The sequence below is a fragment of the Thioalkalivibrio sp. AKL8 genome, assembly GCF_000380525.1.
In the GTDB taxonomy this organism is placed as follows: domain Bacteria; phylum Pseudomonadota; class Gammaproteobacteria; order Ectothiorhodospirales; family Ectothiorhodospiraceae; genus Thioalkalivibrio; species Thioalkalivibrio versutus.
In genome coordinates this window covers 85,139-98,202 of record NZ_AQYF01000001.1, presented here as the reverse complement: position 1 = coordinate 98,202, position 13,064 = coordinate 85,139, and the positions used below count along the sequence as shown (strand labels likewise).

Annotated in this window: 12 protein-coding genes; 5 read left to right on the top strand and 7 right to left on the bottom strand. The window is 66.9% G+C overall.

The genetic code is table 11. From position 1 onward, the window contains the following. Positions 1–12: 12 nt before the first annotated feature. From G335_RS0100430 to G335_RS0100410, 5 genes are all read left to right on the top strand, one after another. The gene (locus tag G335_RS0100430; protein WP_018169270.1) at positions 13–447 is read left to right on the top strand and encodes a peptidylprolyl isomerase; all 435 of its coding nucleotides are present in this window, start codon (positions 13–15) and stop codon (positions 445–447) included. A gap of 18 nt (positions 448–465) precedes the next feature. Further along, positions 466–1,416, top strand: a complete 951-nt coding sequence (gene ispH / locus G335_RS0100425) for a 4-hydroxy-3-methylbut-2-enyl diphosphate reductase (RefSeq protein WP_018175583.1) — start codon at positions 466–468, stop codon at positions 1,414–1,416. A gap of 410 nt (positions 1,417–1,826) precedes the next feature. Next, the gene (purU, locus tag G335_RS0100420) at positions 1,827–2,681 is read left to right on the top strand and encodes a formyltetrahydrofolate deformylase (protein ID WP_018175582.1); all 855 of its coding nucleotides are present in this window, start codon (positions 1,827–1,829) and stop codon (positions 2,679–2,681) included. 119 nt (positions 2,682–2,800) lie between these two features. After that, positions 2,801–3,646: a S1C family serine protease gene (locus G335_RS0100415; RefSeq protein WP_018175581.1), complete on the top strand. Its 846-nt coding sequence runs from the start codon at positions 2,801–2,803 to the stop codon at positions 3,644–3,646. A gap of 55 nt (positions 3,647–3,701) precedes the next feature. Further along, positions 3,702–4,667: a hypothetical protein gene (locus tag G335_RS0100410; RefSeq protein WP_018175580.1), complete on the top strand. Its 966-nt coding sequence runs from the start codon at positions 3,702–3,704 to the stop codon at positions 4,665–4,667. 18 nt (positions 4,668–4,685) lie between these two features. Here the strand turns inward: G335_RS0100410 and G335_RS0100405 are convergent, their stop codons facing one another. From G335_RS0100405 to G335_RS0100375, 7 genes are all read right to left on the bottom strand, one after another. Continuing rightward, positions 4,686–5,792 carry a nucleotidyltransferase family protein gene (locus G335_RS0100405; protein ID WP_018175579.1) on the bottom strand — a complete coding sequence of 369 codons (1,107 nt, stop codon included), beginning with the start codon at positions 5,790–5,792 and terminating at the stop codon, positions 4,686–4,688. Next, the gene (locus G335_RS0100400; RefSeq protein ID WP_018175578.1) at positions 5,789–6,694 is read right to left on the bottom strand and encodes an HprK-related kinase A; all 906 of its coding nucleotides are present in this window, start codon (positions 6,692–6,694) and stop codon (positions 5,789–5,791) included. The genes G335_RS0100405 and G335_RS0100400 overlap by 4 nt, the downstream gene beginning before the upstream one ends. Beyond that, entirely contained in the window at positions 6,691–6,993 is a 303-nt protein-coding gene (locus G335_RS0100395; RefSeq protein ID WP_018175577.1) for an HPr-rel-A system PqqD family peptide chaperone, read from the bottom strand. Before G335_RS0100395 ends, G335_RS0100400 begins: the two co-directional genes overlap by 4 nt. A gap of 55 nt (positions 6,994–7,048) precedes the next feature. Next, entirely contained in the window at positions 7,049–7,816 is a 768-nt protein-coding gene (locus G335_RS0100390; RefSeq protein ID WP_018175576.1) for a hypothetical protein, read from the bottom strand. 256 nt (positions 7,817–8,072) lie between these two features. Further along, the gene (locus tag G335_RS0100385; RefSeq protein ID WP_018169278.1) at positions 8,073–8,807 is read right to left on the bottom strand and encodes a class I SAM-dependent methyltransferase; all 735 of its coding nucleotides are present in this window, start codon (positions 8,805–8,807) and stop codon (positions 8,073–8,075) included. 40 nt (positions 8,808–8,847) lie between these two features. Next, positions 8,848–9,570 carry a GAF domain-containing protein gene (locus G335_RS0100380; protein WP_018169279.1) on the bottom strand — a complete coding sequence of 241 codons (723 nt, stop codon included), beginning with the start codon at positions 9,568–9,570 and terminating at the stop codon, positions 8,848–8,850. Positions 9,571–9,710: 140 nt separating this feature from the next. Next, positions 9,711–13,034, bottom strand: coding sequence for a VanZ family protein (locus G335_RS0100375; protein WP_018175575.1), 3,324 nt, complete (start codon positions 13,032–13,034; stop codon positions 9,711–9,713). Positions 13,035–13,064 lie beyond the last annotated feature (30 nt).

Below are 13,064 nucleotides of genomic sequence, written 5' to 3'. Positions count from 1 at the left end.
TCGGGAGCACACATGACCACGGCCACCAAGGGCGCGCACATCGAGATGCACTACCGCCTGATCCTGGAAAACGGCTTTGTCGTGGACGGGACGGGCGAAGAACCCATCACCCTGGAGATCGGTTCCGGCGAAATCCTGCCCGGGCTGGAGGATCTGCTGGTCGGTCTGATCGCGGGCGACCACCGGGAATTTGCGATCGAGGCCGGCGTCATGTTCCCGTTTCGGGACCAGGCGGCGGTACAGCAGATGCCGCGCTCGCAGTTCCCGGCCGACCTGCCGCTGGAAGTGGACTACATCTACGAGTTCAACAGCCCGGCCGGCGATGCCGTACCCGGCCGCATCGAAGCGGTGGAGGACGACACCGTGACGGTGGATTTCAACCACCCGCTGGCGGGGCAGAACTTCACCTTCGAGGTGGATGTGCTATCGGTAAGTGAACCGCAATAGGTCGCAGGAGAGTCTCCTATGAGCATGCAGGCCCAGCTCGCCAATCCGCGCGGTTTCTGCGCCGGGGTGGAACGCGCCATCGAGATCGTGGAACGCGCCCTGGAGATCTACGGCGCGCCGCTGTACGTCCGCCATGAAGTGGTGCACAACCGGCACGTGGTCGGGCGTCTGACGGATGCCGGCGTGCGCTTCGTCGACGAGCTGGACGAGGTCCCCGACGGCCAGGTGGTGATCTTTTCCGCCCACGGCGTGCCCAAGCGTGTGCAGCAGGAGGCCGAACAACGCGGCCTGACGGTGTTCGACGCCACCTGCCCGCTGGTCACCAAGGTGCATCTGGAGGTAGCGCGCTATGCCCGCGAGGGCCGCGAGGTGGTGCTGATCGGCCACGCCGGGCACCCCGAGGTCGAGGGCACCCTGGGCCAGTTCGATGATTCCCGGGGCGGGAGCATGATGCTGGTCGAGACCATCGCGGACGTCGAGAACCTCGAGGTGGCCAACCCCGACCGGCTTGCCTTCGTGTCCCAGACCACGCTGTCGATGGACGACACCGCCGGGATCATCGACGCCCTCACCGCGCGCTTCCCGAAGATCGAAGGCCCGCGCAAGATGGACATCTGCTACGCCACCCAGAACCGCCAGGACGCGGTGAAGGACCTGGCGAAGCAATGCGACCTGCTACTAGTGGTCGGCTCGAAGAACAGCTCGAACTCCAACCGCCTGAGCGAGATCGGCGCACGCATGGGCGTGGAGTCCTATCTGGTGGACGGCGCAGCCGACATCGACCCGGCCTGGCTCGAGGGCAAGAGCCGCATTGGCGTCACCGCCGGCGCCTCGGCCCCGGAGGTCCTGGTCAACGAGGTGCTCGACTTCCTGCGCGGACACGGCGTCGACGCCGTCTCCGAACTCGCCGGCCGCGAAGAGACCATCACCTTCTCCATCCCCACCGGCCTGCGCCGCGAATCTGCCTGACCCGCCCCGTCCTTCCTTGCGCCGATTTGTTCACCACGAAGCGCACGAAGAGATGAAGAGGGCAAGGCGAATGAACCACAGAGGTCACGGAGATAACCGGGGATGGCTTTGTGGGAGGCAGGATGCTGAGGCGCGCCGCGAATCGCATTGATCCTTTGGCACCGCCCGGACCCGATGCGTAGCAGAATCTCGTCATCCCGGCCGCAGCGCAGCGGAGAGCCGGGATCTTCCAAGGCTGCCACCGACGCATCGCCAACCCCGGGAGATCCCGGATAACCGCTGCGCGGTTTCCGGGATGACTTCGCTTGGGGCGATGCCCTCTGTGGTAAAAATGTCCATGATCTTCTCCGCGCCTTTGCGCGCTTCGTGGTGAAACCCGCCCTTGACCTTATTCGGGATACTTAAACGACATGGATGATCGACCCCGTTTTCGGCTGAGTATCCGCTGCCCCGATCAGCACGGAATCGTCGCGCGCATTGCCAACGCAATCGCGAATACCGATGGCTGGATCACCGAGGCGGCCCAGCACACCGATGCCGAGGCCGGCTGGTTCTTCATGCGCTGGGTATTCTCGCTGCCCATCGATGCCGAGCCCGCCCTGCGTGAACGGCTGGATGAACTGGCCCGCGATCTTGGCATGGACTGGTGGCTGGCGGGGGCCGACACCCGCCCGCGCGTGGTGCTGATGGTCTCGCGCGAACCGCACTGTCTCAGCGACCTGCTGGCCCGCTGGAGCAACGACGAACTGCCGATGGAGATCCCGGCGATCCTTTCCAACCACCGCGACCTGGCACCGCTGGCGGATTGCTACGGCATCCCGTTCGAGCACATCCCCGTGCCGCGCGCAGACCGCGCGGCCGCCTTTGCCACCCTGCAGGCGCGCCTCGCCGAGCTGGCGCCCGATGCCATCGTGCTGGCGCGCTACATGCAGATCCTGCCGCCCACGCTCTGCGACGAATACCCCGAGCGTATCCTCAACATCCACCACAGCTTCCTGCCGTCGTTCGTCGGCACCCGCCCCTATCACCAGGCCTTCGCCCGCGGCGTGAAGCTGATCGGCGCCACCTGCCACTACGTCACCGAGGACCTCGACGCCGGCCCGATCATCGAGCAGGACGTCACCCGCATCCGCCACGACGACGGCGTGCAGGACCTGATCCGCAAGGGCCGCGACGTCGAACGCTGGGTCCTCGCCCGCGGCCTGCGCTACCACCTCGAGGGCCGCGTCCTCACTCACGGCAACAAGACCATCGTCTTCAACTGACGGGGTGTCGACGCGGCGTTAAAGCACCCGCTGGCCATTGCCCCCTTCGCCTAACGCATCACCACCACGGCCGGAACCGCCTGACCTAGACTCGAATCATCGACTGGCGGGGATGGCCCATGGACAGCACGACGAGCAAGCGATCCGCCCTCTTCTTCCGGGGCTTTTCGGCAGACACCTGGCAGCGCGCGAGGAAGACGCTGAAGGTGCTGGCCACGGCGAGCCTTCTGGCCCTGCTGGTTACCCAGCGCCCGGCTGCCGCCGACGGGCTGCCGGACACGATCGAGCGCATCAAGCCCTCGGTAGTCAGTATCGCGACCCACCAGCCGTCGCGCAGCCCGCGAGCCAATTACCTCGCAACCGGATTTGCGGTCGGCGACGGGCGCCTCATCGTTACGAATCACCATGTGATCCCGGAATCACTGGATCATGCAAACCGCGAGCAACTCGTGGTAGTCAGCGGCGAAGGTCGCGACACCTCCATCCACAGCGCGGAGCTTGTGGCCCATTCGGCGAACGACGACCTGGCCCTGTTGCGGATCGCCGGCCCTCCACTGCCCCCCTTGCGACTGGGATCGTCGGACGCCGTGCGCGCGGGCGAGCAGCTGGCCTTTACGGGCTATCCGATCGGCATGATCCTGGGCATCTACCCCGCGACCCATCGTGCCAACGTGGCCGCACGCACCCCCATGGCGATCACCGCCCGCCGCTCGAGAGAACTGAGCGAGGCTCACATCCGGCAACTGCGCGCCGGCGCGCCGATGGTGTTTCAGCTGGATGCCACCGCCTACCCCGGTAACAGCGGCAGCCCCCTCTATCGCATCGACAATGGCGAAGTCGTCGGCGTAATCAACCAGGTCTTCGTCCAGGGCGGGCGCGAGGCCGCAGTAAGCCGGCCCAGCGGGATCAGTTACGCGGTCCCGGCCGACCGGATCCGCCCGCTGCTGGCCGGCTACCAGGAGTAGGCCGATCCGCACCCCCTCCCCTCACGGCAAGTCCGAGCCGGACAAAGGCACACCCATGGCGGCCTCATCGTCCGATAGTCGCTGCGTTTACCGCCAGATCCACATCGATGTGGCGCGCAACGCCACGGACGACTTCAACCCATTCCATGACGGCGACAAGTGGACGCGCATCCGCGGCAATCCGTTTGGCGGACCGATCGTGCTGGGCTTTCAGCTGGAGTGTCTGGCAGAGGCCCTGGTCACCCGGATGCGGATCGCCGAGGGCGATGCCGGAAGCACCTCGCAACTCCCGTTCCGCAACTACCAATTCACGTTCGCCGGCGCCCTGCGCGTGGACGAGCCGTTCACCACCGTCGTCAAACCCACCCTCCGGGGCACGGATGCGTCGGGACAGCCGCAGGTATCCAATCGAATCGCGATGCGCAAAGGCAGCGGACTGGTGCTGCTCGGCCATGTACGCGACTCCCTGACACCCCAGGCGTTGCCTGGCGAGTCATTGCCGCTGCCCGCGGATGTCCGACTCGAGCAGCTCGAGGATCGCTGCGTGCTCGCGGACAACGGGTGGTTCCACAAGCGCAAGTTCATGTCCAACAGCAATGCCAAGAACCTGCTGTCGGGATCACTCGTGCGTCAGGCGGACTACTTCGACGAGCTCGAAGATCGCATCAACTTTCCGGACATGTTTCCCGCCGCGCTAATCTCCTGCGCCCTGCTCGAAAAGGCCGATGCGGACGGCCACGATTTCTACCGCGACCCCATGGTCTACACCGCGCACCACATCAGCGTGGACCAGCGGCTGGCACGCGCCCTGCGCAGCGCCGACGCCCTGCACATCCTGGTGAGCCCCGCGGAGCAAGTGGAAACCGCCGGGCGCGGCCTGGCGGGCTCCGGCATGGCACAACTACGCTATCGGTGCATGGGGCTGGTGGCAGGCCCGCGCATCCTGTTCCGCGGCGAACTGTTTCTCGCACCCCTGATGGCCCTTTCCGAAGCCATGGTTTCCGGCCCCGCAGCCCCCTGAGCCCTAGGGAAACACTGATCAGGGCTCGGCCTGGTTCCTGTTGCCCTTGCGATGGTCCTTGGCCGCCTTGCGCAGCAGGTGCGGAACCAGCAAGTGCAAGGGCATGCGCAGATAGTGCGAGCGTACATACAACAACCAGCGGGCGGTGCCGGACAACCGGCCGTCGCAACTCCAGTGATGCGGTTTCAGGCCGCGCCGGAACAGGCCGTCCATCAGCGCCAGAAGAGGAGGCGCCGGACGCGCCGCGGCCAACGCGCGGAACGCCGAATCGGGGACGGGGGTCTGCAGGAACTCGCGACCATAGCGCAACGCATAGTAGAGCGGGCGTGCCAGATCCATCTCGAAGGCGCGCGCCGTCAGGTGTTCCCAGAAGTCCGAATCCTCCGCCACAAAACGACGCAGTAGCGCATCCATATCCGCCAGGTCCCGCAGGCCGTTCTCCAGTTCGCCATCGTGAAACAGATGCGTCGCACTGTGCAGGACCATGTCGGCCGGCCCCGGAACGTACATTCCGGGAAAGCCATCCAGCGGCAGCGCGGCCGCCCACAGGAGTTCCGGATCGGGATGCAACCGCGCGGTCGGCGGCAGGATGGTGTGATGCACATCCAGCACGCTCTTGCGCCGCATGTGCGTGAGCGGAGGCAGCTCGTGCATCCACTGGCGATAGTAGGTCTGGTCGTAGGTGTCGTAGCCCTCGCAGACCCACCCCTGAACGAACAGGTGCTGTTCCGCCGACTGGATCTGCGCCTGCGGGACCAGGATGTCGACATCGGAGAACTGCCGCCCCGGCGCACTGGGCAGCCCGGCCATCACGTAGGCCGCGCCTTTCAGGAGCATCACCGGGATCGCCTCCGGCGCCAGGGCCTCGTGAATCCGTGCCACCTCCCAGCGAGCCATGGCGTGCTGGCGATCCGCCAGGACCCGCGCGACGTGCAGGTGTCGCCGGGGCGCCGGAGGCACATCCGACAACGCCCCGGCATCCTTGATCAAGGCATGCAACCGCCCCTCCAGAGAGGCCACTCGCGCCACCCGGACCAGCCAATCCCAATCCGCCAGCGAAAGACTGCGGGAGGCTGCCGGCTCGGCGAGGACCGCGAGCAGTTGCTCCAGCGCGGCACGGATCATGCGCCCGCCCCGGCGAGATCATTCAGCAACCCCAGGGAGGCATCCAGGTCCGCGTACTCCAGATTCAGGCAGGCGCTTTGCTCGATCAGATCGGCCGCTGCCTCGAAACCCGCTCCGCCCACCACGCTGTAATTGAAGGACGAGCCGATCAGCTTCAGCAATGCCTCGGCCCGCTCCAGAGGTTGCAGGCGGTCACGTCCTCCGGCCGCAAAGCGCGGGAAGACCAGCCAAGCCGGCCCGGCCTGCTGGTGCATCCGTTCAATGCTCGAATCCGGTGGCTTCAGATGTGCCACGGTCCCCTTGCTGGTGTCGTGGGAGGCGGGACCGATGATCGCCTGCGGATGGCGTTCGCGGATCAGGTCGATGGCGGCATTCTTCAGGCTGACCGGACGCGGCAGCGCGACCAGCTTGCCGGTCGCCAGCGACAGCAGGGCGAATTCGTCCGACAACAACCGCCAGCCCGACAGGGTCAGGGCCGCGGTCAGCGTGCTCTTTCCCGCCCCGGGCTCACCCGGCATCACCAGCGCCCGGCCGTCGCGCTCCAGCACCGCCGCATGGATCATCAGGAAGTCATGGGCGTGCTGGGCAATGCACCAGTTCAGCCCCCACTCGAACAGCGGATAGGCATGCGCCAGCGGCAGGGGGCGGAAGGGCGAGCGACCATCCAGAAAGAAACGCGCCTGCGGACGCCAAACCGAGCGCAGGCCGGGGGAGGCCGCAAGGGTGACGTGGAAATCGGCGAAGGGGGTACTGGCGGCCGGCAAAAGTTGCCGATCGTAGAACAGGGCCACGGAGTGCTCGACCCGGTCCAGCCGCGAACGCAAGCGGACCACGAAGGGCCCCACCTGGATGGCAAGGCCGGCGTCCCGCAACCCCGCCCTCAGGTCTTCATGGGCAATCACGCGTCCCGCGACTCCGGGGAGACACGGATCAGATCATGCTGCCGCAACTGGCTCAAGCCGGCGTGCATCGCATCCTCCAGGTCCCCTTCCGTGGCGTCATATCGCTGTTCAAGGTACTCGAACAGGGTGGCCGGCGTCATCGGCCCCTCTTGCAGGGCCTGGAAGATGTCGATCAGAGGGGGCTGCAGCACGTGCGTCTCGCCACAGCGCTGATCATAGACAACCACCGATTCACCCCATGCCCGCACGTGAGCGGTGGGCAGCGGGATCAGCGCAAAGGATTCTTCAGAAACGGACAAGGGGGCCTCGTGTACCGACCGGCCCAGGAGCGCTGGTGGGCAGCGCCCCGGGATATCAACGATTGAGAGTGGAAGAGTTGGTCCGCACCTCCACGCACTCGCCCGCCTCGTTGCGCGTGTAGCCGTCGCCGCAGTCGCCCAGGCCGTTGATCGGGCAGAAGCGCTCGTTCATGTAGGCGAAGACGTTCCTCACCGCGGAGTGCTTGCCCACATCCTCGCGGGCCATCGAATAGGCCTTGATCACCTCGTCGACCGAGGCGCCGAAGTCGATCGAGGTACACGCTGCGTTCAGAACGGCACCCACTGCATGCCAGTCGAGCGACCCCCTGCACACGCCCCAGGCATGGAGCACCTCCATCAGCGAGGGTGTGCCGGTCAGGCATTCCGGCCTGTAACCGAAGACCTCCTCGAAGGAGGTCGCCCCGCCCGTACCCACGGTGGCGTCAAAACGCTGGCAGTTGTTGTCGGTCCCGCTGGTCTGAATGCAGGAACCCGGGGAATACCCGGTGCACTCCCAGGCACCCCAGTTGTCCTTCCAGAACGCCGAGGTACAGCCATCGCCCGCGGTGCACTCGTGGTCAATGTTGGAGACGTTGGCGGAGAAGATGTTGCCCGACAGCGAGCACTGCCCCTGGGCGCCCCAGACCGACTTGGCCGGGAGCGACACCAGCATCGCCCCACCCAGGCCGGCCGCGGTCAGGCGGCGCCGGCTGCGACTGCGAAGGCCGGACGAACCCGTGTCCGGGTCCACGGGGGCGGTGGACTTGCCCTCGCCTACGTCTTCGGGGCCATGATTTCCGTTGTGCTCGTGTTCATCACTCATGCTTGCCTGCTCCAGGTCAAACCTCGCCATTTCGCCGTCCGGGCAACGGCACCCGGCCACGCCGCAATGGGCTGCGATCCGGGGGGTACACTGCAATCAGACGCTTTCTCCTGGAACATAGCAAGCGGGATGCCAGCCTTTTGAATAACGGGTAACTTACTGATATAACGGCTCCGACCCTCGACGATACAAAGCCCGCGGGGCACGCGGAGGCGCCGAGTGGAAAGTTTTCCGACAGCCCTGAGTGGCCCGCCCCTCATACCCGCCGCACCCGCAGAATGAACGAATGACTCAGCCACGCCCCGGCGGCCGGCACCGCCTGCAGGAAACTCCGGGTGCCCCGGTTCTCCAGGAGCGGCTGCAAGCGCGCCAGGCGGCCGGGGGCCAACGGAAGCCAGTACAACGCCTCGGGCCGCAGACCCACGGCCTCCGCCGCCGCGCGAAAACCCTGAGGGTCGTCGTAGCGCAGATGCGGCGGACGCCCTCGCCGACACCGGCGCCATTCGCGAACCGCCGTGGGCAGGCAACGCAGGTTCAGCGCATCGACCCAGGCCTCGCCTCCCGGGCGCAGAACGCGCCGAATCTCGGCAAGTGCCGGCTTTGGATCCGACAAGGCCTGCATGACGCCGAAGCAGAGCACCCCGTCGAAGGCGGCGTCCGCCAGCGGGAGGTGATTGATGTCCGCCGCCAGCCAGGGGATCGCCGGATCACTTCGATCCCGCGCCTTCTGCAGGGAGGGCGTTGAGTAGTCCAGCCCCCAGACCCCATGGCCCTGCGCATGCAGCATCCGTGTGTAGGTTCCCGCGCCGCAGCCGACATCCAGCCAGCGACCGGGCCCCACGTCGGCGCGCCGCCACAGTCGCTCGAACTGCCGGATGCGGCTATGCAGGCCGCTGTGCGTCCAGCCCGCGATCCCGGCATCGTCCTCCAGGTTCGCCCCGCGCTCCAGGAAGCGCTGGCGCCAACGGCGTTCGAAGCCGGCATCCTTCACCGGTTCGCACCTTGCGCCATCGCCATGACCGCGTGATGGTTCATTCCCGGCCCTCGCTTACCTGACCAATGAGTTCGGTCGCGGCAATCAGCACATGATCGCGGGAGAATCCGGCCCGGCTCATCTCGTCGTACAGCGTGCGCGCCAGCAACCGGGCCACGCGTTCCGGGGCGTGGGTAATGGGGCCCGTTGCCGCACCCGGCTGTCGCGCCAGCGCCATCTGCGTAAAACTCGTGCGCAACAACCCCTTTAGCCGATGGACGAGGACCGACTTCGCCACCACCAGGGCCAGGATCAACGCCCGGCGCAAATCCTCCTGCGTCAGCCGGCCCCGCCCCTCGGGGCTGTCGATGTTGATCACGCCCAACAGGTCGCCCTCCAGAATCACTGGCACCGCGATCACGTCGACCGGACCCGAACCCTCGGCCCGCCGCGCCTCGGCTGCAAAATCGGAGGCATGCAGGTCACGAATCAGCAACCCCTTGCGCGCACTCGCCACCCGCCCCGAAATACCCGAGCCAAGGGGTTGCCTCACGTCATAGGCCTGATCGGGCAGATACCCGTGATGTGCCTGGACGCGCAAGCGCACCGCGCTCCCGTCCGGGTCCGGCTTCAGCAGCATGATCGAACAGCGCTCGCACTCCATGGCGTGACTGACCAGGGCGGCCAGGCCGGCCAACCCCTTTTCCAGGGACTCGGCCTCCTCCACAAAATGAGCCAGCTCCATCAGCCGCTCGTCGAATGCATCAAAGGCCTCGCCCATCTCCCCGGCCCCACCACGGTTTCGTCCTGCGAGCTTAACAGCCCGATCAGGCGCGGGATCGAGGCAGCGTTAGGCACAAGCCGAGCGGACCGGACTGGCCCATAACGCCCCCGACCGCGCACCGCACGACCGCCCCAAATTCAACCCGCTCGAGGCTTCGCGGATTGCCTGACGCCCTTTGCGGCCGGCGCTGCGGACGCCGCCACGCCCAGCAACAGCACCAGGTAGAACAACAGGGCGATCCGCGGGGAGTAAAACAGCGTACTGAACACGCCGATCGACAATGCCCCTGTCAACGCGGCAGTCGACGCCAGCGCCACCGCATCGCCCGCCAGCGAACGCCGCAACAGCAAAACCAGGGCCGCCAGCGTCAGCCACACAAAGGCCAGAAGACCCAGCCAGCCCTGATCGAAATAGATCTCCAGCCACTGATTCTCGACCCGCCACGGCCACAGATGGTCCGTGGTGAAGTACCAGTAACGGCCCAGATGCTCGAAGTCGCCGTTGGCGACGTATTCACGACCGGCCGAATCCCGAACCTGCACGCTGTAAAATTCGGTGACAGACCGCTGGCGCGCATCGACCCCCAGCGACAACACCAGGCCGCGCTGAATGGGCCAGGGGCGTGCCTCCATCGGATCCAGGTCGAAGCTCCACTGGAAGGTCTGACGTCCACCGTCTTCCAGACGCATGCCCTCGCTGCGACAACCGAAGGAATGGCGGATGGGCTTCTCGCAGATGAAGACTCGAAATCCCGTGGGCTGGGCACTGGCGGCCTCCACGGTCAAGGTATAGAGACCGTCGCGGGGCAGGCTCACCCGCTGATTCACGAACAACGAATCGCCACCGCCGATTTGCAGGCGCGACTCACCCTCCGCGCGGGTGAAGGCCAGATTGCCGGGCAGGCGCCCGTCCCGGTTTCCGGTCCGGTAGTGCTCCGGAAAACTGCCGACACCCCGCCCAAACAGAGGTGAAAGCGGCCCGCCGCCCGGCAGTTCGAGGGCGGCCTGCCAGTGATCCATGCGGATCCCGAAGTCACGTTCGATGTGACTCATCCGCTGCTCGGCAAACCCGCCCAACGTGGTGCCCGCAACCAGGGCAATCGCCACCACGGGCAACAGCACACCGACCAGTGCCCCCTGCCGAGCCTGCATGCGCCCATGCAACGCCGCCAGCAGCACCCCGACCGCGAGCACGACCACAGCCACCGCCAACCCCAGATACCCGCCGCGCGAATAGGTCATCGCCACGGCGTATGCCGTCCCGACCGCCAGCAGGGCCGAGCCGGCGAGCATCAGGCCGAGGCGCTGGCGCCAGCACCAGATCAGGGCCAGGGGAAAGGCCAGCACCAGAAAGGTCTCGATGCTGGGCCCTCCCGCCTGCATCTCCGAAAACAGCCCTGACAGCCGATAGCCACTATCGAAGTTCAGCAGCCCGGGATAGGTAACCCGCTCGCGCACCACGAACGCCAGTTGCGCCAGCAGGGCCAGCGCCACCCCGGGGAGAAACCAGCGCGTCACCTGCTCCGGCACCGGGACAGGCGCAACCCTCAGCATCGCCAGCAGGACAACCGCCCACAGCAGGCCCTTGGCCACCCGCAGGGCATTCCACTGGTGGGCAAAATGCACCGCCTCGCCGGGGTTCCAGGTGCCGGGCGGGAACAGGGCAACCGCCAGGCTGATCAGCGTCGAGGCCACCAGGAGACCCAGCGCCCAACGAATGCCGCGCGGCAACAACGATGCCCCCGCATGCAGCGCATGCGGCCCGAGCCAGAGGGCCATGGCCAGGGTCATCAACAGGAACAGGTCCAGCTCGGAGACGAAAAGGCGCCCGTGGTAGAGCGTCAGGTCCAGGGTGGCCAGCAGCACGGGGATCACGAACAGCCAGCCCTGCGGCCGCCACGCCAGCAATGCGGCATAGGCCAGCAACCCGGCGCTCAGTGCCACGGGCACGACCGGCCAGGTCACCGCCAGCAACAGAGTCGCCAGCGCCAGCAGGCCGGCAAGCGCCTGGCGCAGGCGCTGAAAACCGCGCGGATTCGGGCCCGGCCCAGCCGGCTCCGGGTGAGGACCGCGTGGCTCAGCCGCAGCCCGTTCTGCGGGTACGCCCCCCACGGCACTGGCACGACCCAGCCATTGCAGCAGCGCGGCCATCGCCCAGGCGGCCAGGCCGGCAAGCACCAGGCTGGCCGGGTCCGGGCGCGCGCCGTCCACGAAGAGCTTGGCGGCCTCGACCAGCAGCGCCAGGACAACCCCTGCCACGACGGCCAGCAGGTTCAGCGCCGACGGCTGCAGGGGACGGCGCAGCTGCCACAACCAGACCAGGAACCCCAGCGGTGCATACATGGCCAGATGCAGCGCCGTACTGCGCAGGGCGTGAATCTCGTCCACGTGATAGTGGTAGTAGAACGGCCACAGGTTCAGATCGGCCCACTGGGTTCGGGCCGCTTCCACATCGGCGTGGAACGGGCCGAAACCGTGGTTGAGCGCGACCAGCAACAACGCGTAGAACACGGCACCGATCACGAGTATCGGCGTGGCGAACTGCTGCAGCGTCCGGATCACGCCATGGGGATGCGCGGGCAGGTTCCGGAACAGGACCAGGCCGATGCCCATCCCCAGGGCCCGCAACAGCACGGACCGCCCCTCGGCGATGCCCGACAGGGTGGCGAGATTCAACAGCTCCAGCAGCCCCGCAAGAAGCAGGGCCAGCGGGATCCCGGCCCCCAGCAGCGAGGCGCCGCGCCGGTGCAGCCACAATGCCAGGAGCAGCCCCACCGGGATACTGGCGACCACCTCCAGCGTCAGCCAGCTGATACAGCGAATCCCGCTGGTGCAGGCCCCGGCAGCGACCCACCAGCCCCAGGCATCGGATGCCAGGCGAGCCCGCAGCTCGTCCATGGCGAGCACCAGGTCAAAGGGGACAAAGCCGACCATCACATAGGCGGCGGCATAGATCACCAGCCCGGCGGTCAGGGCCTGCGCACCCGCACCCTCCAGCACCCGACGCCAGCGCGCCAACGGGTCGCGCAACACCAGCCAGGCGAGCGAGCCGGCCACTGCCCCGGAAAAGTTTCCGGCGATATCGGCCGCCGCCGGATGCCGGTACGGCAGCCACACCTGCAAAAACTCCACGCCGGCCGTAACCGCCAGGCCCAGGGCGGCCACGAAGACGAACGCGCCGGTCGCAAGCAGCCGGTTGCGGCGACCATGAGTCAGCCATGCAGTCCAGAAGAACCCCAACGGCATAAACATCAGGGCATTGGCCATGAACTGCTGGCGGCCACTGGTCCCGGGGCCGGTCAGGCTCATGCCACGGTAGACCTCCCAGGCGCGCTCCAGGCTCATCGAGCCGAATTCGAAGGGCAGCAGCGTCAGGTAGACCGCAGCGCCCAGCGACAGCCAGGCCCACAGCGCGCAGGTACGCAGCGACAGCGGTTCCGAACCGGCGCGCGGCCGGCTCATCGAAGGGCCAGGGAAGCGCCGATCCATGAA